Origin of the sequence: Clostridium sp. CAG:265 (assembly GCF_000436575.1) — a bacterium.
Lineage (GTDB): Bacteria > Bacillota > Clostridia > Clostridiales > Clostridiaceae > Clostridium > Clostridium lentum.
Genome location: NZ_FR886589.1, coordinates 1 through 26,076 on the forward strand (window position 1 = coordinate 1; position 26,076 = coordinate 26,076).

A 26,076-nucleotide genomic window follows, 5' to 3' on the forward strand; every position below is an offset into this window, starting at 1 on the left:
TCGATTTAATGTGTCCACTACTTTATACTAACACCAATATAATAAAATATGAAAGGAAAAAATAAATATATGTAATCGAAAGTATGTTTTGTTAAAATATAAAAATGTGATAGAATATTATAGTTAAAAATTAAAGAATGGTTTTTGGAGGATTGAAGAGACATGGAAAATAGAGTTAAGTATGATGTAACTGACTTAACGTCACTTGAAAAACTTGAACCAGTAAGAGTTAGACCAGGGATGTATATTGGGTCTACTGGAACAAAGGGATTACATCACTGCATATGGGAAATACTAGATAACTCCATTGACGAAATTTCAAATGGTTATGGAAATAAGGCAAGTATTATCTTAAATAAAGATAAAAGTGTAACAATCATAGATAATGGTAGAGGAGTTCCTACGGGAGTACATCCAATTAAGAAAAAGACAGGTGTGGAAATGGTTTATACTGAACTTCACACTGGTGGTAAGTTTGATAATAAGAATTATAAAACATCAGGTGGACTTCATGGTGTTGGTGCAGCTGTAGTAAATGCACTATCAGAATGGTTAGAGGTAGAAGTTCATCAAAATGGCAATATATATAGACAGAGATTTGAATATGCTTTTGATAAAGAATTAGGCAAAGATATGCCAGGTACAGCAGTTACTCCTTTAGAAATAGTAGGAAAATCAAAGGATACTGGTACAAGAGTAACTTTTAAACCATCAAAGGAGGTATTTAGTACCACAGATTTTAAATTCGATGTTATAGATGAGAGATTAAAAGAATTATCATTTCAAAATAAAGGAATATACTTAGAACTTATAGATAGAAGAAAAGATGAAGAAGTAAAAAAGGAATATTATTCAGAAAATGGTCTTTTAGATTTTATAAAATACTTAAATGAAAGTAAAACACCAATTCATCAAAATCCTATAATTTTTGAAGGTGAAAGAAATCTTGAAAACACTCAGATGTTTGGTGAAGTATGCATTCAATTTACAGATTCAACTACAGAGTATATAGCAAGTTATGTAAATAATATTCCAACAACAGAAGCTGGAACTCATGAAAGTGGATTTAAAACAGGAATGACTAGAGCATTTAAAGAGTGGGCTAAGAAGTTAGGATTAGTTAAGGAAAAAGATAAAGAATTTGAGGGTGATGATTTAAGAGAAGGTATGACGGCCATCGTAAGAATCAAGATAACCAATCCTGTTTTTGAAGGACAGACTAAAACTAAGCTAGGAAGTTCAGAAGCTTATACAATGATGAATGATTTATCCTATACTAAGTTTTGTGAATGGATAGAAGATAATAAAGAAGTAGCTACAAGTCTTATAAACAATGCTTTAGCAGCAGCACAAAGAAGAGAAAAGATAAAAAAAATCAATGAAGCAGAAAAGAAAAAGGTAGGAAAAGGAACAGCACCTCTTGCAGGAAAGATAGCTGTATGTACTTTAAAAGATAAAAGTGTAAATGAATTTATCGTAGTGGAGGGAGATTCTGCCGGAGGTTCTGCAAAACAAGCTAGAGATAGAAGATTCCAAAGCATAATGCCTTCAAAAGGTAAAATTATGAATACTGAAAAGCAAAAACTTGAAAATGTCTTAGCATCAGAGGAACTTAAGATATTTAATACTGCTATAGGTACAGGAACTTTAGATAATTATAGAGAAGAAGATTTAAAATATGACAAAATAATAATCATGAGTGATGCAGATGTTGATGGATATCATATCAGAACATTATGGATGACTTACATTTATAGATATATGAGACCATTAATAACTAATGGACACTTATATTTAGCACAGCCACCTTTATATAAAGTTTATAAAACTGTAAAAGGTAAAGAAGTGTTTAAATATGCTTTTAGTGATGATGAACTAGAAGAAGTTAAAAAAGAAATTGGAAAGGGATTCTTAATACAGAGATATAAAGGACTTGGAGAAATGAATCCAGAGCAGCTTTGGGATACAACATTAAATCCAGAAACAAGAACCCTTTATAAAGTTACCATAGAAGATGCTGCCAAAGCAGAAAAAATGGTATCACTTCTTATGGGTGATGTAGTAGAACCAAGAAAGAATTATATGTATAAATATGCAGAGTTTTAAAATAGAGAAGAGGTAGAATTAAATATGGCAAAGAAAGAGATAAATATTCCTAGAGATAGGAACATAATGACGGTTCCAATAGAAGAAGCTATGCCAGATAATTATCTTCCATATGCAGTTGAAGTTGCAAAAGAAAGAGCACTTCCAGATGTTAGAGATGGGTTAAAGCCAGTTCATAGAAGGATTCTTTATGGATCATATCTGTTAAAGGCTTTTCCAGATAGACCATATTATAAATCAGCAAGAATAGTTGGAGATGTATTAGGTAAGTTCCATCCTCATGGAGATTCATCAGTTTATGAAGCAATGGTTATTATGGCACAGGATTTCTCAACAAGAGAACCATTATTTGATGGACATGGGAATTTTGGATCAATGGATGGAGATAGTGCAGCAGCGATGCGTTATACTGAAGCAAGACTTTCCAATATAGCTATGGAAATGCTTAAAGATATTGATAAGGATACAGTGGATATGGTTCCTAACTATTCAGATAGTGATTTTGAACCTAAGGTACTTCCTTCAAGATATCCTAATCTTTTAGTAAATGGTACATTTGGTATTGCAGTAGGATTGGCAACAAATATACCTCCTCATAATTTAGGAGAAGTAACAGATGCAGTGCTAGCAACTATAGATAATCCAGAAATAACTACAGAGCAATTAATGGAATATATAAAAGCTCCTGACTTACCAACAGGAGGAATATTAATAGGTAAGAAATCATTACTTTCTGCTTATGAAACAGGAGAAGGAAAGGTTACTTTAAGAGCTAAAACATCTATAGAGACATTAGAAAATGGTAGATTGGGAATTGTTATTACAGAATTCCCATATAGAAGATGTAAAGCGAAATTATTACAGACAATATCTGAAATGACTGGTGATAAGAAACATCAAAAAGTTCTTGAAAGTATAGTTGATATTAGAGATGAATCAGATAGAAGTGGAGTAAGAGCTGTAATAGAATTTAAGAAAGCTGCCACAAGAGAATCAGTAGATAAGGTTCTTAAATATTTATTTAAGAAAACTGATTTACAATGTAATTTAAGTTTTAATATGGTTGCTTTAGCCAATGGAAAGCCACAAACAATGGGGCTTAAGACTATATTAATGCATTATATTGAACATCAAAAAGAAATTATTACTAGAAGAACTATAAAAGAGTTATCAATAGCAGAAAAGAGATTCCATATAGTTGAAGGTTTTATTAAGGCAATAAATATATTAGATGAAGTTATTGCTACCATAAGATCTTCTAAGTCTAAAAAGGATGCTGGAATAAATCTTGTTACTAAATTTGGATTTACAGAAGAGCAGGCTGAAGCAATTTTAGAGCTTATGCTTTATAGATTAACTGGCCTTGAAATAACAGTATTTCAAAAAGAATATGCTGAATTAGAAAAGAAAATAAGTAAGTTAAAGAAGATTTTAGCTAGCGAAAAAGAGCTTTTAAAAGTTGTTAAAACTGAATTAAAAGAAATCACTGACAAATATAGAAAACCAAGAAGAACTATGGTGGTGGAAAATGATAGTGAAGCTAGGATAGATGTGGAAGAGCTTATTGTTGTTGAGGATGTAATGATTACTTTATCAAAAGATGGATTTATTAAGAGATTACCAGTAAGAAGTTACACTAGATCTAATTCTAATGCTGATGATATAGATTATAGAGATGGTGATGAACTTAAATACTTATTTAAATCTAATACAGCAGAGAACGTCATAGTGTTTACAGATAAGGGAAATATGTATCAAACTAAAGGTATAAATATTCCCGAATTCAAATGGAAAGAAAAAGGTGAAAGAATTGATTCCATTATTAAAGCTTTAGATTTAGATGAAGAGACTATTATATCTGCAATGTCCATAAATATATTTGATGCAGAAAGAAGTTTTCTATTCATTACTAATAAGGGTACTATAAAGAAAAGTACATTAGACAAGTTTGTAACAAATTATAGCAAGCTACAAGCTTTAAAGCTTAGAGAAAATGAATTTGTTGTAAATTGTGTTCTTGTAGATAGTGAATTTGACGGGCAATTCTTAGAAGTAAAATCTAAACTAGGTTTAGAATTCAAGTTACAGGTACCAGTGATTGAAGATATGCAAAGAAATGTTTTAGGACAACAGCTATTTAATTTAACAGCAGATGATGAAGTTGTTGAAGTAGCTTATACTAATGAGTTTGAATACTATGAATTCTCTGTAGGACTTACTGCCAAGAATAATTTCAAAGTTTTTGCCAAAGCTAAGAAAAATGATAGATTAAAGGTAAATACTGATAATTTAAGTGATTTAATATTATTTAGTAATAAAGGTAATGTATATAAGGTTAAGGGATTCTTACTTACAAAGATCAATGAAAAAGAAATACCATTAACAAGTTTAGTAGATGGCTTCAGTAAAGGTGAAATAATTATAGATATTTACTCTATAAAAGATTTCACTATGGAAAAGATGCTGTACTTCTTCACTAAGAAGGGGATGGTTAAAAAGACTGCCTTAAGTGAGTATGGTGGAGAATATTTAGTTCAGCAAGGTTATAAATTCAAGTATGAAAATGATGAGATAATTGCTGTGAGAATGGCTGATGATGTTTTAAGTGATGTTATTATAGTAACTAAAGGTGGAATGGCAATTAAATTCTCCAGTGAAAATGTAAATTCAATGGGAAGAATAGCATCAGGTGTTACAGGAATTAGTTTAAGAGATGGTGATGAAGTAATTTCTGCAGATGTTAAGGAAAATCATGAAGATTTAGAAGTAATAAATAATGATATAATAACATTAATATCTAAAAATAAGGAAAAGAAAGAAATTAAGATGACAGACATTAAGTTACAAAATAGGGCTGGAAGAGGAAGTATAATTATGGTAACAGAACTTAATGATGAAATAGTAGAAGTAAACTTTTAATTGATAAATACAGTAGATATATTGGTGAAAAATACAATATTCTACTGTGTTTATTTTTTAAAAACGCCAAATGAACAAAATACTACGCAAAAACACAGAAAATGATAAGTTTAATAATTGAGAAAATATTATTAAAATGTTAATATAAAAAATGAGCTCTTTAAAATTAAATATTATTAAAATATATAAAAAAAGAGGTGATTATATAGTCGAAAAAAAGATAATAATTAGAGAGGAGTGAAGAACAAATGAATAAAAAGTTAGTTTCTATTATTTGTGCAGCAACATTATTTTCTCAAACATTACCTGTTGATACAATTGCAAAAACAATTAAAGAAAGTGTTATAAATAGCGATAAATCGCAGGTTGATGCTGAAGAAAAAAATAAGGAAGAAGATGATTCAAGCACTGATGAAGTAAAGAAAAATGAAAAAACTGAATCAAAAGAAGAATTAGGACTTGATAAAGTTACTTTTAATGCATATATAGATAAAACTAATGAACTATTGTTTTCTATTGGATTTGATGAAAAGGAAAAGAAATTCGCTGTTAGTGAACAATCTGAAAAGAATATATCAGAAGAAGCTCCAGAAGAAACAATGTATAGGATAAAGATATTTGATAAAGAGCAAAAAGAAAAGTTTTCAGTAGAACTTAAAGGTAAGGATACGGGAAACTCTGAAAAGTTAGAGCCATTAAAAAGCTTAAACTATGAAGTAGGAGATTTTATACAAATAACACCTACTGATAGTAAGGATGTATTAAAGATTACTGGTAATATTCAAGGTGATGTTGACAAGCAAAAGGAAGATTATTCTGATGGAATTGATAATTATGATTACATTGGAAATGTAAGATTCCAAGTTGAAGAAGATCACCTTAAAACTGTATATAATGAAGCACCAGTTATAAATGGACTTACAGATATTGAAGAATCAGAAAATCCTACGAATGATATTCTTACAGGAATATCAATAAAGGATGATCATGATGGAGATATTGATAATTCTAAGATTGTACCTTTAATAACAGAACTTGAAGATGGAGTTTTAGATGTAAGTTATACTGTTGAAGATAGCTGGGGTAGAAAAGCAACTGGTAAGAGAAAGATTTTACCTAAGAAAGTTGAACAAGAAGAAGTAAAGCAAGAAGAAGTAAAGCAAGAAGAACCCCAAATTATTAGGGAAGAAATAAATTTACGTACTGCAAGTACAAATAATAGTACAAGCCAAGCTACTACTGGATTAGCTGCCAATGAAATAACAGTGGAAGGTACACCTTATTTTAATGGACAAAAAACAAGATTTTTAATAAGGTTTGATACTACAGCAAAGCAAATTCAAATTGCTGATCAAGATGGTAGAAAATTAAGTAATACTGGAGATAGTGAGTATTTTAAATTTGTATTATATGATAAGGATATGAATGAAAAAGCTTCGGTATCTTTATTAGGAAATGATAAAAGTGATTCTGATAAGTTGGATAAAATTGCCAATCAACTTTATGAAGAAGGAGATTACATAGGGATATGGCATGCAGAAACTGAACAAGGAACAAGTGATACTTCACAAGATTCTAATATAGTTAAACCTAAGCTTAAAATAGGAGGAAATATAAGTGTTTATCAAAAGACCAATAATAGTACACAAAATAGAATTAGCAGTACAACTAAGGATTATTCTAATGGTATGGATAATCAAGATATTTCATCTAGAAGATTTAAAATTACAGCAACTGGATTACAGGAAGTTACAAATGATGCACCAACAATTGAAAACTTAGAAGAAAAGTCGATTTCAAGAGGGGAGTCATTTGATCCCTTATACGGAATAAAGGAGAAAATCACTGATGATTTTGATAAATTTGATGCTGATAATTTAGATACCAAGGCTGTTTCTATAACGTATACTTCTTATGATGTAAAAAAAGTAGGGGAACAAACTATAACTTACACTGCTACAGATAAGTGGGGAAAATCAAGTACTACAACAAGAAAATTAACAGTTACATCAACTAACCCAATGGATGCTAAGTATATAGAATTTAAAAATGGAAATCAAAGTTTATTTAAAATAAAATTTGACCCAGTAGAAAAGAAGTTCTTAGTAGATAATTTAGAAGGTGTACAAGATACACCAATAGATTCAGCAGTATCATCATCTATATTTAAGTTAAAGATATACACTAAAGGTGGAGTGTTACAAAAAACATTAAATATTAAAGGTACTGATAATTTAAAAGCGGTATTAAAGAAATTTAATGGATATAACTATAATACAACAGATTATATAGAAGTGTGGTCTAATACTCCTAAAAATGTAATAATTCATGGAGTAGATAGAGACGCTAATATAACTAAAATACAACAACAACCATCATCTGGAGGTAATGCTTCAGGTGAAAAACAAGATTCTTCAGATTATGAAAATTATGAAAATGGTATTGATAATACAGATTTCATGAAAAATGTAAGATTTGAAATAGGAGAAACCACATTAAAATATATCTATAATAAAGCTCCTGAATTTAAAATAAGTGATGATGTTAATTTGGAATTTGATAGAAATGAAAATTTAACGGAAGAACAGTTAAAGAAAAAATTAATGACAGGATTAACAGTTGAAGATGACCATGATAAAGGTGAAGATTTAATTAAAAAAGTTATAGTTGGAAAACTTGATTTAACTACTGTTGGAGAAAAAGAAGTTGAATATAGAGTTGTAGATAGTTGGGGAAGAAGTTCACTTATAAAAAGAAAAGTAACTGTATATCCTCAAAGTTCTTTAGAATACAACTATATAACAATTAAAAACAATGAAACTGATGATCCCATATTAACTATTAGATTCGATGATAAAACTAAGAAATTTGTAGTTGATAAAATAGATATAAGTAAAATACCTAGTAGTTTAAAAAATGAAGATAAAGTATTTGAACTTAAACTTATTAAAAAGAAAAATACTAATAATATCACTAAAACAAGTGATGAAAACCAAGTTGCTGAAGAAACAAAAACAATAACTTTAACTAAAGGTAATTTAATGGATGGTACAGAAGTTAATAAAATTAATGAACTATCATATGAAGAAGATGATTATCTTGCATTATGGAGTTATGATTCAAAGGATGGAATTTTTATAGCTGCTAAAGCCCATATACTTTTAAATGGATTTGAAAGTAATGAAAAAATGGTAAATACTAGATTTAAAGTGAAGCCAAGTGGTTTAGAAAATATATATAATGAATCACCTACAATTACAGGGTTAGACCAGACGTTATATATATACAAAAATGATGATATAACTCAAGAAATTGCAACAAAAGGACTTGAAATACATGATGATACAGGCACAATTAGTATTGATAGTATCGAAATCACTGATGAAGATGGGCGCAAGCTTAATCCTAAAGATGAAGAAAGTAATAAAACTAAACGTAAATTTAAAAGTAGCACTAATGATGAAGAAGATGAGTATGTAGAAACTGATGAAGTTAAAGAATTCACATTACTTTATAAAGTAACTGATGCATGGGGAAAAAGTGCTACATATAAAAGAACTGTATCTGTAATATCAAGATCAGTATCGAATGATATTGAGTTTTATAATGAAAATGGAAGTGAAAATTTATTTTCACTTAAGTATAATCCAATATCTAATACATTTGATGTAAGTAAAAAAGCTAATAATTCAGCAAGTACTGGCTCAGAAAATACAACACCACCTACGGATGAAATACCTAGTGAACCACAATACCCATCAGAAAGAACAGATACATCAATTCAAAGTAATTCTGAAAAAGAAGATAATCAAAGAACTGAAAATACTCCAAATGAAGATAGCGACAGTTCACAAGGTGAAGACTCATCAGGAGGAAGTAGTAGTTCTGAAGAGAATAATCAACAATCAGAAGCAAAAGTATTTAAGTTTTGTATATTTAATGCTCAAGAACAAAAAGTTAAAGAAATTGAATTAACAGAAGAAGAAGCAAGTAATATAGAAAAAGTTAAAGAAAAGTTAAAAGATGTTATTATTTATGATGATTATTACATTAGTGTATGGAGTAGTAAAGTATCTAGAATAAAAATTAAAGGTGAAGTTATTGATAATGATAAATTAGGTGAATCAGGAAAAGAGAAACAAGATTATTCGCAAACTATAACTAATTCTGATTATATTGATAATGTTAGATTTAATCTTACAGAAAATGGGATTCATGCTATTTATAATAAAGCACCTAAAATAACTGTTACAAGCAAGGAAATGCTTACAGCATATGCTGGAGATATTATTGATTATACTAAAAATATAGAAGTAAAAGATGATCGTGATAATGAAGAAAATGGTCATATTATTGATAATTCAAAAATAAAGGTTACTATTATTCCTAAAGAAGTTAATGGTGAAGATCAGCCAATAGAAGGAGAAGGGAGCAGCACTGGAGAGGCTTCTGATAATAGAGATAATATTAGTGGAGAAGGAAGTAATAGCAATGAAGGTTCTAGTGATGCTAGGGTAGATACTTATACCCAAGAAAAAAGTTCTACTAAAACAGAAGAAAAAGCATTTAGAAAAGAAGAAGAGAAACATTTAAAAATAGGAAAAAATACAATTAGGTTAACAGTCGAAGATAGTTGGGGAAGAGCTACAAGTATTGAAAGAAATTTATTAATATTAAGAACACAATTAGGTTAATAGTTGAAGATAGTTGGGGAAGAGCTACAAGTATTGAAAGAAATTTATTAATATTAAATGGTATTGATAAAAATAGAATAAGCTTTAATGACGGAAATGGTGAAGTAATTGGGATTGGATTTAATCATCAAAATAATAAATTAGATGTAAAAACTTATAATAGATCATTTGGTAGTAGTAATACTTCTGGATATGTAAGTATAGCAGTATATAGACCAAGTAAAAATGGGGGTGAACCGACTGCTATAGTTCCTAAAATAGAAATAAATAATAGAGATCCAGTATCAAATACTACTTTACAAAATTTGATAAATTATAATTTTGAATATGGAGATTATTTTGAAATTTATCATGGACATCCAACTAGATTTTCTATAACAGGCAATGTAACTGATGAAAGAGAAAATTATACTGATGGTGTACAAAACCCTGAAAATTTACTTAATGTAAAATTTGTAATTACAGAAAGTGGTTTAAAATCTGTATATACTAATCCAGATGAAAATAAAGTAACTAATAATAAGGTTGTATTTGGACCAGTTGCTCCAGAAAAATTTCCATTTAAAATCCAAATTGATTTTCAACAAAAAAAGTTTAAGGTAATAGAAACAACTTATACAAATATTTTAAATGGACATTCTGATGCTGTTTATAAAATGGTATTAATAGGCAGTAATGGAACGATAAAAAGAGAAACTGAATTCTTAGGAAGTGAAGATGGTAATATAGTTATGAATACTACTAATACGGGGAGTGTTAGTAATAAAAATTGGAATAATCAACCTTTTGAATATGATGATTGTTTATACATATGGCATAAGCAACCAGAAAGGTCTATTATAAAAGGTACTATAAGTAAGCAAAGAGAAGATTATAGTGATGGTGTTAATGATCCAGATAATATGAATCATGTTGTATTTAGATTAACAGAAACAGGATTAAAATCAGTATATAATAATGCACCGGAAATAAAAGGGATAGAAGATGTGGATGTATATCAAAATCAACAGTTCGATACGAGTGCAAATGTAACTTATAAAGATGATCATGATAATGAAAATTTAACAACTAATATTTCGCCAGCTATTATTGATACAAGTAGATTAGGAGAGCAAACTGTAACTTATACAGCAACAGACCGTTGGGGAAAAACTACAACAGTAGAAAGAAAAGTTACAGTAAGACCTAATTTATATAAAAATGTATTTAAAATATATCCAGAAATTGGTGCTATACAAGGAACTACTAAAAATGGAGAATCAGCAGATGGTGACACTTTAGAAAGTACTACACTATCAGAAACACCTTCTACAAGTGATACAAGTAATAGTACTTCAACAGTAACTAAGCCATGGGATTATGTAGAAAATAATACTAGAAATCTAGCATTTGAAATAGGTTTTGATACTCTTACTAATAAGTATAAAGTTTATAATCAAACTGATGAAAAATTATCTAATAATAATTTAAATGATGTTGCATTTACTATTAAAATTAAAGATGCAAATGGAAATGAAAAAGCTAATATTACCTTAACTGGTAATGATAGAGGTACTTCACCTAAGTTATTAGAACTTAATAATGTAACTTATGCTGATGATGATATTATAAGAGTATATAGAAGTGATTTAAAGGGTATTAAAATTACAGGTGATATAAATGGACATATACCAACTGTAGAACAAATGCAATCTGAGAATAATAGGTTTGATTATATGCAAAATACTGGGTTTAAAGTAAGTAATTCAGGTTTACAAGCTATATATAATAAAGCACCTGTTATGACTGGTGTTAAAAAGATTAGAACTATTAGCAAAGGTATAGTAGATTTATTAGATGGCATAACTTTAAGTGATGATATTGATAATGATAGTATATCTACAGATTATATATATATTTATATAGATGATAAGTTAATAGGAACTGTTGGACATGATAATAGTCAATCATATAGAAGCTATAATTTCGATAAAGTAGGAACCTATAAGGTGAAATATTTGCTTTATGATAAGTGGGAAAGAGCAACCGTTATAGAAACTACTGTAAAGGTAGAATCTAAGGTAAGAGAAAATGAAATAGAAGTTTATGGACCTAACAATTTAGCTTCATCAGAAAATCCTGAATTTAGAGTTGCTTTTGATACTAAGGATAATAAATTTGTATTAAAAGGAGCTAGTGATGATGGTATTGTTAAAAAAGAAGAAAAAGAGGATGCTGAAGAAGTTAAAAATCAAGAATCTAATAGTAATCAAAATAATAATCAAGAAAGCAATATTGAAGAATTAATTTTAACTAGGGTTGGTGAAGATAATTATTTTGAAATGATTGTAAGAAATATAAAAGGTGAAGAAAAAGTAAAAGTATCATTAAATGGTGATACTGAACATGATAAATTTGAATTAAATAAGTTACATAATTTAGCACTAAGCAAATATGATACTATAAGTTTAAAATCAAAATATCATAATGCTGTGAAGATTAAAGGTAATGTTATTACAGAAGATTCCAATGGAAGCACAATAATTAATAATTCTTATGAAAATGGTTTTGGAACAACTGATAAGTATACACAAGTTAGATTTAAGATAACTGATGATGGGCTTAAGGAAATGACATCAAAAGAGTTAACTGCTTTTGGTATTATTGATAAAGCTATTAAAAGAGGAGATACATTAGATCTTTTAGAGGGTATATCAGTAAATGTTAATGATCAAAATAATGAAGATTATAAAATAACAGTAAAAGAAGTAACACCTTCAAATAGTACAAGAGTTGCAGATAATGAAACCGTTGAAGATGATAATTCAAGTGATGATGGGTCACAAGAAAATAATACAAAAACTGAAAATAGTACAACTTTTAAAAAATTAAAAGAAGGAATTTATACTGTAAAATATACTATTACGAATAGTTGGGGAACAAGTATTGAGAAAACTAGACGAATAAAAGTTGATCCTAGAACAGATTTAGAAGCTGTAAAGCTTAGTGTAAAAGATAGAGAGAATAATGTTATACTTGTAATAGGCTTTGACTCAATAGAAAAAAAATTAAGAGTAATAGAAAGTAAAAATAAAAGTATAAACTATTTAGATAACAATCAAGTGTTTGAAATAAATGCATTTGATTCGCTAGGAAAAACTTTAGGAACAATTGCATTAAGAGGAAGTCAAGAGATTGAGCAAACTATAATAGATAGAATAAATAACTTCCCTTATGAAGAAGGTTATGCATTAAGTATATGGGCTAAAAGTCCTCAAACTACATTACAATTAGAAGGGAATGTAGAAAATGATAAAGATAATGATTTTACAGAATTAGTTCCACAAAATATATTTAAAAGTGGACTTACACCAGAAGAAATTAAAATTAAAAAAATGGAAAATGGTAGATTTGAAATTTTAAGTAGTGGATTAAAGTATATTTATAATAATGCACCTAAATTTGAAGGAAATACTGATGTAGTAATTCCATATTATAAGGGTGATTTATTAAAAGCTCCAAGTAATTTAATAATAAAAGATGACCATGATGGTGAAATAAGTACAACTGAAGTAACTGTAAATGATGATAATGTAGATTATGATAAGTTAGGAGAGCAACAAATAACTTATGTTGTTGAAGATAGTTGGGGAAGACGTGCAGAAAAGGATGGTAAAATAGAAATTAAATCTGCTATGGACAGTAATAGTATAAATATTTATCCAAAAGAAAATTCAACAACTGATGAAAGTTCATCAGAAACAAAACAAGAACCTAGTATATCAATGCCAGAACAAAATGGAGACGAAAATTCATCTCAAACTAGAACTATTGATAATGAAGATGATAGTGAGAATGCTGAAACTGGAGGTAATGGTGAAAATGCTAATCCTAATCCAGGAGATGGTGATTTAGGTTCAACACCAGAAGAAAATGAAACTGCACCAGGAGAAGATGGTAGCACTAATAATCCAGGAAGTAATGAAGGTGAAAGTCAACCATCACCAGGTGAAGGAAATACTCCAGATAGTGGTTCTAATGGAAGCAGTGAAAATAATACTGATAATGAAGTTGTTAAAAAGAGCTCATTTTCTATAAAATTCGTTAGAGAAGGAAATAAAAATAGAATTAAAGTTGAAACTGGAGATCAATCTAGTAAGCAATTTGATTCAAGTAAGCCTAATGAAATTTTTGTAAAAATAAAAATTTATGATGCTGATGGAACAGTATTAAAATCTATAAATATTTTAGGTAGTGATACTGGAGAAAAAGCAAAGGAAAAAATAGAAAATGAATTAAATAAGAGTAATTCAGGAGTTGAAGAAGAAACAGAAAAATCACAAATTAAAACTAATGAAGATTCTCAAGAAAGAGAAGATAATACAGATAGTTCAACAAGTGAAAATAAGCAACAGTTTGAATATTTTAATAATCAATATATTGCTATAGAAGGTGTAACTGAAGAAACAAAGAATTATGTTAAGATACAAGGAACAGTTGTTAATAAAGAAATAGATTATAATACTGGAGTTAGTAATATTGATAAAATTGAAAATGTTAGATTTAAGTTTACAGATTTAGGATTAGAAGCAGTTTATAATAAAGCACCAATAATAAAAATAGACAAAGATATTAAGCTGGATGGTACTAAAAGAAACACTAATTCTAATGTAGAAGAAAATTCATCACAAGATACAGGAAATGTTAACACAGAAGATTTTGATGGAATTAAAGGTGATGATTTTAATTACTTAAGAGGTGTTACAATTTCAGATGACCATGATATTTTAACTAAAGAAAATGTAGAAGTTAAATGGAATGATAAATTTGTAGATGATACTAAAGATTATAGTGCTAATGAAGAAAGTGCCTTAACAGATAATGCTGATGGAGAATTTACCTTGGCAGGAAATGGTGTAAAAGTATATGGTGAACAGCGAGTTGGGGATAATTTATTATATTATAAAGTAACGGATTCTTGGGGAAGAGTTAGTTATGCCCAAAGAAAAAATATAATTTTAAAAAATGGTATATTTCAAAATAAAATTAAATTTGAGCATCAAAATGGAGGAAATAATCTAACTTTAAACTTTAATAAAGTTGAAAATAGTGCTGAGAGTGATGGAAAAGTTCAATTAAATTTAATAAATAATAATAATAATTACTTTGCATCAAGCAATGCTGATTTTAAATATTATGAAATACAAGTATGGGTACCTGATAATAATTCATCAAATGAAATAAATTCAGGATATCGTAATGAAAGAACTTTAACATTAAAAGGAAATCAAACACCAGGAAGCGTTCAAAGTCAGATAAATAATTTTAATAATCTACAAGTTCCTTACGGAACAATACTTAAAATTTATGCGGGACATCCACAGCTATTTTCTATTGAAGGACCAGTTAGAAATGCAGCAGAAGATTATAGCGATAAAGTTCAAAATCCTGAAAATGTTGTAGACACTGTATTTAAAATTACTGATGCTGGATTAAAAGCAATTTATGTTAAAACAGAAGTTGATAAATCATTAAGAGAAAATGAAAACTTAATATCATTAGTAGCACCAGAAAAAATACCACTTAAAATTAAAATTAGTCCAAATGGAAGTGCTGGAAGTTCATCTAATGGAGGAAGTATATCTATTGTAGATAGTAATACAACATGGATTGATTCTAGTGTAGAAGATGTTGTATTTAAAATGATATTAAAGCATGAAAATGGACAGGTTGTAAAAGAAATTAGTATTAGTGGAAAGGATTATGGTGATGCTCAGTCAATTAGTAATCAATTTAGGGATTTTAATTATGTATATGGAGATACATTAACTATTTCACATAGAACACCTAAGAAAGTGCTTATAAAAGGTAACATAATAAATGCTAGAGAAGATTATTCTGATGGTGTAGATAATAGTTTAAATCTTACAGAAGCCGTATTTAAGTTAACTCCAACTGGTTTAGAAGCAGTATATAGATCAGCACCCCAAATAATGGGGATGATTGATATTGAAGTAGAAAAAGGTAAATCTATAGACTATGAACAATTAAAGCAAAGTGTATCAGCTAAGGATAATATAGATGGTTTTATTCCTAAAGAAAATATACAATTTAGTGCAGAAACTATAGATACATCTATAGTTGGTATGTATGAATTTACATATACAGTTACTAATAGCAATCAGCGTACTACTACAAAATCAAGTACAATAACGGTTTATGATAAACCTACAATAACAGCTAATTCAAAAGCAACCATAGAACTTAATTCTATAGAAAATACAGAAAAAGCAATTAAGGATTATTTAAAAACTGCTGTAGATGTAAATGATGATGATGATAAGCTTTATAATAAAACTACTAAGATAGAAGTTAAGAGTACTAATGTTAATCCTAATAATGAAGGTAGATACCAAGCTACATATGTGGCTACAGACTTATATGGATATTCAAAAGAGGAAACTATAGATATAGAGGTTGTTAGAACTATAAATGTAACAGTACCAACTAAGCTTCCATTCCAAGTTATAACAAACTTAATACCAAATGAAAATGGAGTTCAAGAAAATGATGGATTTGTATCTGGAGTATTAAAGTTAAAAAATAATAATACAAGTCCAGTAAAAGTTAGTATTGAATCATTTGTTAAAAAAGATGGTTCTGGTGAACTTGAAATAGTAGATCCAGAAGTTTATGATTGGAATAATATGACTATTGAAGATTCTATGACTAAAATGGCATTAGGTATTTATGTAAAAGATAATTCATTAACTGGATCAGATTATAATGATATAGAAGACTCTTTATGGTTATCATCAGAGCAACATTATAATACGATTACTTCAGATGAAACTAATACTAGAACTGGGGAAGAAGCAAATGGAGGCTCAGATACTGATCAAATTGGTATAATAAATAAGCAATTAGGTATATTACCAGCTAAAGTTACAGGAAGCACTACTCCTGCAGAAGCTAGTATAGGATTTACAAGTAAACATGGTAAAAACTTTAAAGGTGGAAGTGTTACAGGAAAATTCCAATTAGTATTTAAATTTGAATAATTAAAGAAAAAATAAAGGGAGCAGTTTAGATTAATTACTGCTTCCTTTTTAGTTTAATTTTTAGTGAATTAAATATTGCTATGATATAATTAAAGTTATATTATGATAGATAAAAGTTATTTTATATAACAAGAATATATTAAATTAAAAGGAGAAATATATATGAAAGTAGCTGTATTATTAGCAGAAGGATTTGAAACTATAGAAGCATTAACAACAGTGGATATATTAAGAAGAGCAGGTATAGAATGTCATACCTTTGCTACAAAAAATCAAGAGGTAACAACATCACATCATATAACATTAAAGGCAGATAAAGTATTTAATGAAGAAATTAAGGATTATGATGTGGTTGTATTACCAGGTGGAATGCCAGGAGCAGTAAATTTGAGAGATGATGAAAGAGTTATTAATTTATTAAAAGAGTTTAATAGCAAGAACAAAATAATTGCTGCTATTTGTGCAGGACCAATATCATTAGGTAAAGCTGGCATAAGTGAAGGTAAGAATGTAACATGTTATCCAGGATTTGAAGAGCAATTAGGAAACTGCAATTATCAAAAGGAATTAGTAGTTATTGATAGAAATATAATTACAGGAAGAGGGCCAGCAGCAGCAATTCCATTTGCTTTTGAAATATTAAAACAAATAGCACCAGAAAAAGTAGATGAGATAAAAAAAGCAATGCTTTTTTAAAAGGATAATTATGATGGAAAGATGGACTGTTAGAAATGTAAAGTTTAATACTATAGGTTTTGCAAAAGCATTAGGTGTTAGCCCTGTTGTTGCAAAACTTATGGTTAATAGAAGTATATATGAATTAAATGAAGCAAAATCTTTTTTAAATTCAACTATAGACAATTTTCATGATGGAAAGAGTATGAAAGATTTATCTAAAGCAGTAGCTTTAATAAAAGAGAGTATAGAAAACAATAAGAAAGTACTTATAGTGGGAGATTATGATGTAGATGGTGTTATAAGTACGTATATTTTAAATAAGGCATTGAGTAGATGCAATGCCAATGTAAGTTTTCATATACCAGATAGAATAAAAGAAGGTTATGGAATAAATGAAAGTATAATAAGAAAAGCAGCAGAAGATAATATTGATGTCATTATTACTTGTGACAATGGAATATCTGCCATAGATCAAATTAAATTAGCTAAAGAATTAGGGTTAAAGGTTATAGTAACAGATCATCATGATATTCCATTTATAGAAAAAGAGGATGGAAGTAGGGAATATATAATTCCAGAGGGAAATTGTGTTGTAAATCCTAAGAGAAAAGATTGCAACTATCCATTTAAAAGTTTATGTGGAGCTGGAGTTGCTTTTAAGTTTATTGAAGAACTTTATAGGCAATTTAATATTCCTAAAAGTGAAGCTATTGAACTGCTACAATATGTTGCTATAGCTATTGTTTGTGATGTAGTGGATTTGGTAGATGAAAATAGAATAATGCTTAAAAAAGGATTGGAACTTATTAATAATACAAATAATATTGGTTTAAGGGCGTTATTTAAGGCAACTGGTTTAGAAGGAAAAATTATTAATGTTTACTCTTTAGGTTTTGTTATAGGGCCTAGCATTAACGCTTCTGGAAGATTAGAGCAAGCCATATGGGCATTGAAATTATTAATGGAAGAAAATAAAGAGTTGGCAGAAGAATTAGCTCACAAGCTTAATGAATTAAATAAGGATAGGCAAGAATTAACAAAGGAAGGTTTGGAAAAAGCCATTGAAGTAATTGAAAAAAATAATATGAATAAAGATAAAGTTTTGGTGGTATATCTAGAAGATGTTCATGAAAGTATAGCAGGGATAATTGCAGGAAGAATTAGAGAAAAGTATAATCTACCAGCTATTGTGCTTACAAAGACACATGATGGAGCTAAGGGGTCAGGACGTTCTATAGAAGAATATAATATGTATGAAGAATTAATAAAATGTAAAGATATTTTAGGAAAGTTTGGTGGACATCCAATGGCTGCTGGAATGTCAATTCCCAAAGAAAATATTGAAGAGTTTAGAAAAAGACTTAATGAACTTACAGTTTTAACTGATGAAGATGTAATTCCTAAGGTATCTATTGATATGCCACTTCAATTAAGTGAGATAAATTATGGACTTATTGATGAAATAGCTAAATTAGAACCTTATGGAAAAGGTAATTCTAAGCCAAGTTTTGCAGTGAAAAATTTAACTGTAAGAGGAGCTAGAGTGTTAGGTAAAGATAAAAACGTTTTAAAATTAAACTTAACAGATGGAAATTTGTTTATTGATGGTATATTTTTTGGTGATGTTGATGCTTTTGAGGAAGAAGTTAAAAATAGCTATGGTGAAATGGAATATATGAAACTTTTAGATGGTAATGCAAGAGGTATTAAAATGGATTTTGTTTATTATCCAGAAATTAACGAATATATGGGGAATAAAAAGGTACAAATAGTAATAAATAATTTTAGAATAGCACAATAATTGTAAAAAATAAAAAAAATAAATTAGATTAATATAAAAGTATAGACATAATAATAAAAAATAAGTAAAATAGTATTTGATTAAAAAAGGGATATGTCAGTATAGTGGGCATATCCCTTTTGTAATTATATTACAAAAGAAAATTTAGGGGATGAATTATGAATAATAAGAGGATAATTTCGTTTTTATTAGCTGTAGGAGTAGTGGTATCTTCTATTTCAAGTGTTACTTTTGCCGATGTTGAAGAAGATGTTATTAATGCACAAGCTAAATATGAAGAATATCAAAAAAATGTAGATAAAATGACTGAAGAAATAGTAAAATTTAACAGTGAAATAGAACAATGTTTAGGAAATATTGAAGATGCAGAAAGTGAATTATCTACGTTAAATTTACAAATTCAAAATAATGAATTAAAAATTAAAGGTTTAGAAGAGCAAATAAAAGAAAGAGAAAAAATTAAAGACAAGCGTCTAAGAGAATATCAAAAAAATGGTGGAAATATTAATTATGCTACGCTAATTTTTCAAGCTGAAAATATTATGGATTTACTAGATAAGATGTATGTAACTACAAAGCTTATTAGAATGGATAGAGAAATAGCTGATAGTATTAATGAAGATAAGAAAGAATTAAGCAATATACTTGAGCAACAAGAATTAAATAAGCAGACAATTCAAGATTTATTAGTAACCCTTGAAGAAGATAAAATACTATTAGAAGAAAAGAAAAAAGAGCAAGAAGAGTTATTAACAGAATTGAAAGAGGAACAGAAAAAATTTGGTGTAGAAGTTTTAGAAGTGGCAGAAATGGCATTATTAAAAGTTCAGGAGGATGTAATAAATGATTCAGGAAGCTCTATTAGTAGCTTAAAAGGTGCAATTAGTCAATTGCAGGCTCTAAAGGAAAATCAATTAACTATGGAAGGGCCTAAAAATAAAGTAGATTCACTAATAAATGCTGCAAATGAAAGAATTAGTTATTTAGAAGAGCAAGCAAGATTAGAAGCAGAGCGTATTGCTCAGGAAGAGTCATCTAAAAATCAAACCCCAGATTATTGGTTTGAAATAGAAGGTGAAATTGCAACGGGACAAGATATTGTTAATTATGCTTATAATTTTTTAGGGCGTCCATATGTTTGGGGAGCAGTAGGACCAGATACATTTGATTGTTCAGGATTTACAAGCTATGTGTATAGACATTGTGCAGGTATAGAAATAACAAGAACTACATACACTCAAATTAATGTAGGAGTTCCTGTTTCATATAATAATATGAAACCAGGTGATTTGGTATTTACTTATAACAATGAACATGTTGGAATTTATGTGGGAGGTGGAATGTACATTAATGCTACATATCCAGGTTCAACTGTAAGAGTTACACCTGTTACTAACTTCTATGCAGCTAGAAGAGTATTATAAAAGTAGAGGAGCTATTATTTAAAATAGCTCCTCTACTTTTATAAATCAAAGGATTTGTGAAATTTTATTTTAAGCCTTGTTCGTATTGTTCTACCATACGTTTAACCATTTCTCCGCCAACGCTACCACATTGCTTAGAAGTTAAATCGCCATTGTAATCACTAAATGGTACTCCCATTTCGCTAGATACTTGGTTTTTAAATTTTTCTAATCCGCCTCTTGCTTCAGGTACTAATGTTTGTGACTTTGAATTTGAGTTTGACATTAATTATTCATCTCCTTTTCCTTTGACAGTAATATCTTGCCCAAATATTAAAACTCTATTTTATTTAATTCAAGGAAATGGTGGAAAAAAAATATTGAAGTGGTAAAATGATAATGAAATAAATAATTATAGGGGTGTAACACAATGAGTAAATATAAGATAATAATGACTGGTGGAGGTACAGCAGGACATGTCACTCCAAACTTAGCTTTAGCTCCAAAGCTTAAAGAAAAGGACTTTGAGATAAAATACATAGGTAGCTACAATGGTATAGAAAAAGAAATAATTACTGATGCAGCTATAGAATATTATCCTATTTCTTCAGGGAAATTAAGAAGATATTTTGATGTTAAAAATTTTACAGATCCTTTTAAAGTTATGAAAGGTATTTGCCAGGCATTAAGTATATTATCTAAGGAAAAACCAGATGTAGTATTTTCAAAAGGTGGTTTTGTGGCTGTACCAGTAGTTATAGCAGCTTCAATTAAGAAAATACCAGTAATAGCTCATGAATCAGATTTAACACCAGGTCTTGCTAATAAGTTAGCAGCACCATTTTGTAATAAATTATGTGTAACATTTAGAGAAAGCTTAAAATATATAAATGAAGGTAAGGGAGTACTTACAGGAACACCTATTAGAGAAGAGATATTAAAAGGAAGCAGAATTAAAGGTAAGGAAATCTGTGGATTTAAAGATGAAAAGGAAATATTATTAGTGATAGGTGGAAGCTTAGGTGCCAAAAGTATAAATGATGAAGTAAGAAAAAATTTAACAAATATATTAAAAGAGTTTAATGTTATTCATATATGTGGAAAAGGAAACTTAGATGCTAGTTTAGAAGGAATTGTAGGCTATAAGCAATATGAATATGTTAAGGAAGAATTGCCACATATGCTTAAAGCTTGTGATTATGTTATTTCTAGAGCAGGAGCTAATGGAATATTTGAACTTTTAGCACTTAAAAAGCCTACATTATTAATTCCTCTATCAAAAAAGGTAAGTAGAGGAGATCAAATTTTAAATGCTGCTTCCTTTGAAAAAGAAGGTTATTCTTTAGTGTTAGATGAAGATGAAATGATGGAAAAAGATTTATTAATGAGTAAATTAGAAGAATTAAAAAGTAAGAAAAATGAATTAATAATGAATATGGAAAAAAGTACTGCAAAAAATGGAGTGGATGCAATAATAGATATAATAATGAAAAGTATTTAGTAATAAATGGTAAATAAGGAAAAGATATCTTGAAAAATATTTGCAGTGATATATAATAAATATAGAGCGATAAATAATAAACAATCTTTGATGAGGTGCTATTATTCGGCTCTTGTGGGTGGAGAGATGATAAATTTATACACAAATGGTCCTCAATTATGAAGGAATAAGGATTTGATGTAATTGGTAAATTGGCTATAAAAGAATCGCTTACAAAAGAGGAAATTAAGTTTGCTGAAGACCTAGGTAGCACTTTGGCTAATAAGGTTAATCAGCCTTGCTAAAAAGCAAGGGTATTAATATATACTTAAGGAGGAAGATATTCGTTAAAGAATATCTTCTGTCTGTTTTATAGAAAAGTTAATAAATTTAAAGGGGGAGAAGAGAATATTATGAGAAAGATGAAGACTATGGATGGTAATACTGCTGCTGCACATATTTCATATATGTTTACAGAAGTAACTGCAATCTATCCAATAACACCATCATCACCAATGGCAGAACATGTTGATGAATGGGTTGCACAAGGGAGAAAAAATATTTTTGGAAGACCAGTTAAAGTAATGGAAATGCAATCAGAAGCAGGTGCAGCTGGAGCAGTTCATGGTTCATTACAAGCAGGTGCCTATACTACAACTTATACTGCATCTCAAGGTTTATTATTAATGATACCAAATATGTATAAAATAGCAGGTGAAAGATTACCAGGAGTTTTCCATGTATCTGCTAGAGCATTAGCTACATCATCATTAAATATATTTGGAGATCATCAAGATGTTATGGCTACAAGACAAACAGGTTTTGCTATGCTTGCTGAAGGATCAGTACAAGAAGTTATGGATTTAGCAGCTGTTGCGCATTTAACTGCCATAAAAACAAGAATGCCTTTTTTAAACTTCTTTGATGGATTTAGAACATCACATGAAATTCAAAAAATTGAAGTTTTAGATCAAGAAGAATTAGCACCATTAGTTGATATGAAAGCTGTAGAAAATTTTAGAAAGACAGCAATGAATCCAGATCATCCAGTTACAAGAGGTACAGCACAAAACCCTGATATTTACTTCCAAACTAGAGAAGCAGTAAATAAATATTATGATGATATTCCAACAGTGGTAGAAGACTATATGGCTGAAATCACTAAATTAACAGGAAGAGAATATCATTGTTTCGATTACTATGGAGCAGAAGATGCTGATAGAGTAATTATTGCAATGGGTTCAGTAATAGATGCCATTGAAGAAACTGTTGATTACTTAAATGCTAAAGGAGAAAAAGTTGGTTTAGTAAAAGTAAGACTTTACAGACCATTCTCAATTGAAAGATTATTAAGGGCTATTCCAGATACAGTTAAGAAAATTGCTGTATTAGATAAGACTAAGGAACCAGGATCAATTGGAGAACCTTTATATTTAGATGTTATAAGAGCATTCTATGGAAAAGAAAATGCTCCAATGATAGTAGGAGGAAGATTTGGCTTAGGTTCAAAAGATCCAAATCCATCTCATATAGCAGCAGTTTATGCAAACTTAAATGCTGATGAGCCTAAAAATGGATTTACTATAGGAATAGTAGATGATGTTACCAATACATCTTTAGTAGTTACAGATGATATTGATGCTACACCAGAAGGAACAAAAGCATGTAAGTTCTGGGGATTAGGATCTGATGGTACTGTAGGTGCTAATAAGAGTGCTATTAAGATAATAGGTGACCATACAGACATGTATGCTCAAGGTTATTTTTCATATGACTCTAAAAAATCAGGTGGTATTACAGTATCTCACTTAAGATTCGGTAAGAAACCAATTAAATCTCCATATTTAATCAATAAAGCTGATTTTGTAGCATGTCATAACCAATCTTATGTATATAAATATGATGTATTAGAGGGATTAAAGAAAAATGGAAGTTTTTTATTAAATACTATTTGGACTCCAGAAGAAGTGGAAGAAAAATTGCCAGCTTTTATGAAGAAATTCATTGCTGAAAATAATATTTCCTTCTACACTTTAAATGCAGTTAAGATTGCACAAGAAATTGGTCTTGGTGGAAGAATTAACATGATAATGCAAGCTGCGTTCTTTAAGATAGCAGATATAATTCCTGTAGAAGATGCAATTAAATACTTAAAACAAGCAGTTGTAACTTCTTATGGTAAGAAAGGTGAAAAAGTTGTAAACATGAATAATGCTGCTATAGATGCAGGTGTAAAAGCTATAGTTAAGATAGATGTACCAGCTTCATGGGCTACAGCTACTTCTAATGAGGAAGCAGTAGCTACAATTAACATTCCAGAATTCGTTAAAGAAATAGTTGAACCAATGAATAGACAACAAGGTGATACTATTCCAGTTTCAATATTCATTAAAAATGGAATGGAAGATGGTACTTTCATGGCAGGTACTGCTGCATATGAAAAGAGAGGAATAGCTATTAATGTGCCAAAATGGCAGGAAGATAAATGTATTCAATGTAATCAATGTGCATTTGTTTGTCCTCATGCTGCCATTAGACCTTTCTTATTAACTGAGGAAGAAAAGGACAATGCACCAACAAGTATGAAGATAGTTGCAGCTAAAGGGTTAAAGAATGAAACACCATATTCTTATTCATTAGGGGTATCTCCACTTGATTGTACAGGATGTGGAAATTGTGCTGAAGTATGTCCAGCTCCAGGAAAAGCATTGGTAATGAAGCCACAAGATACTGAACATGATCAAATAGAAGCTTGGGATTATGCAGTAGCAAAGGTTAAAAATAAGAAGAACCCAATGAACAAAAATACAGTTAAAGGAAGCCAATTTGAGAGGCCTTTACTTGAGTTTTCAGGTTCATGTGCAGGATGTGGAGAAACTCCATATGCTAAGCTAATTACTCAATTATTTGGTGATAGAATGATGGTAGCTAATGCTACAGGATGTTCATCAATTTGGGGTGGTTCTGCTCCAGCAACACCATACACTGTAAATCAAGAAGGACATGGACCAGCATGGGCTAACTCTTTATTTGAAGATAATGCTGAATATGGTTTGGGTATGTTTTTAGGTGTTGAAGCAATAAGAAATAGAATTGCTGAAAATGTTAAAAATGCTTTAGAAGAAGAAATATCTGAAGATGTAAAGGAAGTATTAAGAGCATGGCTTGAAGACATGAATAATTCTGAGGGAACTAGAGAAAGAGCAAAGGATATGGTTGCTGCCTTAGAAGGATGCGATGCTCCAATAGCACAAGAAATATTAAAAGACAAGGAATACTTGGTTAAGAGATCTCAATGGATATTTGGAGGAGATGGTTGGGCTTATGATATAGGATACGGCGGAGTTGACCATGTACTAGCTTCAGGAGAAAATGTAAATATATTTGTATTTGATACAGAAGTTTATTCAAATACTGGTGGACAATCTTCGAAAGCTACTCCAACTGCTGCAATAGCTAAGTTTGCTGCATCAGGAAAGAGAACTAAGAAGAAAGACTTAGGTATGATGGCAATGAGCTATGGTTATGTATATGTAGCTCAAATCTGTATGGGTGCTGATAAGAATCAAACACTTAAAGCTATTGCAGAAGCTGAAAGCTATGATGGACCATCATTAATAATAGCTTATGCTCCATGCATTAACCATGGTATTAAAGCTGGTATGACAAATTCACAAGCAGAAGCTAAGAAGGCTGTTGATTGCGGATATTGGTCATTATATAGATATAACCCTAGCTTAAAAGCTGAAGGAAAAAATCCATTTAGTTTAGACTCTAAAGAACCTAAGGGCGATTTTAAAGAATTCTTAATGGGTGAAGTAAGATATGCATCTCTTGCTAAATCTTTCCCAGAAGTGGCTGATCAATTATTTGAAAAGACACATGCTGATGCAATTGAAAGAATAAACAACTACAAGAGACTTGCAAATCAATAATAGTAAAAAATAAGTGATAA

Annotated in this window: 10 protein-coding genes; 9 read left to right on the top strand and 1 reads right to left on the bottom strand. The window is 29.5% G+C overall.

The features are described from left to right. The first annotated feature begins 162 nt into the window (after positions 1 to 162). The 7 genes from Q5O29_RS02460 to Q5O29_RS02490 all read left to right on the top strand — a co-directional run bounded on the left by Q5O29_RS02460 (position 163) and on the right by Q5O29_RS02490 (position 20,662). Positions 163 to 2,106, top strand: coding sequence for a type IIA DNA topoisomerase subunit B (locus Q5O29_RS02460; RefSeq protein WP_022211432.1), 1,944 nt, complete (start codon positions 163 to 165; stop codon positions 2,104 to 2,106). A 24-nt stretch (positions 2,107 to 2,130) separates the two neighbouring features. Further along, the gene (locus Q5O29_RS02465; RefSeq protein WP_022211433.1) at positions 2,131 to 5,025 is read left to right on the top strand and encodes a DNA topoisomerase IV subunit A; all 2,895 of its coding nucleotides are present in this window, start codon (positions 2,131 to 2,133) and stop codon (positions 5,023 to 5,025) included. Positions 5,026 to 5,273: 248 nt separating this feature from the next. Beyond that, the gene (locus Q5O29_RS02470; protein WP_022211434.1) at positions 5,274 to 9,719 is read left to right on the top strand and encodes a hypothetical protein; all 4,446 of its coding nucleotides are present in this window, start codon (positions 5,274 to 5,276) and stop codon (positions 9,717 to 9,719) included. A gap of 305 nt (positions 9,720 to 10,024) precedes the next feature. Further along, positions 10,025 to 16,759, top strand: coding sequence for an immunoglobulin-like domain-containing protein (locus tag Q5O29_RS02475; RefSeq protein ID WP_022211435.1), 6,735 nt, complete (start codon positions 10,025 to 10,027; stop codon positions 16,757 to 16,759). Between the two features lie 162 nt (positions 16,760 to 16,921). Next, positions 16,922 to 17,455: a DJ-1 family glyoxalase III gene (locus tag Q5O29_RS02480; RefSeq protein WP_022211436.1), complete on the top strand. Its 534-nt coding sequence runs from the start codon at positions 16,922 to 16,924 to the stop codon at positions 17,453 to 17,455. Positions 17,456 to 17,465: 10 nt separating this feature from the next. Beyond that, the gene (gene recJ, locus Q5O29_RS02485; RefSeq protein ID WP_022211437.1) at positions 17,466 to 19,238 is read left to right on the top strand and encodes a single-stranded-DNA-specific exonuclease RecJ; all 1,773 of its coding nucleotides are present in this window, start codon (positions 17,466 to 17,468) and stop codon (positions 19,236 to 19,238) included. Between the two features lie 158 nt (positions 19,239 to 19,396). Continuing rightward, positions 19,397 to 20,662, top strand: a complete 1,266-nt coding sequence (locus tag Q5O29_RS02490) for an NlpC/P60 family protein (protein WP_022211438.1) — start codon at positions 19,397 to 19,399, stop codon at positions 20,660 to 20,662. Positions 20,663 to 20,726: 64 nt separating this feature from the next. Here Q5O29_RS02490 and Q5O29_RS02495 read toward each other — a convergent pair whose 3' ends face one another. Next, complete coding sequence (locus tag Q5O29_RS02495) at positions 20,727 to 20,927, bottom strand: alpha/beta-type small acid-soluble spore protein (protein WP_022169247.1); 201 nt, start codon at positions 20,925 to 20,927, stop codon at positions 20,727 to 20,729. 144 nt (positions 20,928 to 21,071) lie between these two features. Here Q5O29_RS02495 and Q5O29_RS02500 point away from each other — a divergent pair, with 144 nt between their 5' ends. Further along, positions 21,072 to 22,142: an undecaprenyldiphospho-muramoylpentapeptide beta-N-acetylglucosaminyltransferase gene (locus Q5O29_RS02500; RefSeq protein WP_022211439.1), complete on the top strand. Its 1,071-nt coding sequence runs from the start codon at positions 21,072 to 21,074 to the stop codon at positions 22,140 to 22,142. A gap of 392 nt (positions 22,143 to 22,534) precedes the next feature. Beyond that, the gene (nifJ, locus tag Q5O29_RS02505; RefSeq protein ID WP_022211440.1) at positions 22,535 to 26,056 is read left to right on the top strand and encodes a pyruvate:ferredoxin (flavodoxin) oxidoreductase; all 3,522 of its coding nucleotides are present in this window, start codon (positions 22,535 to 22,537) and stop codon (positions 26,054 to 26,056) included. Positions 26,057 to 26,076 lie beyond the last annotated feature (20 nt).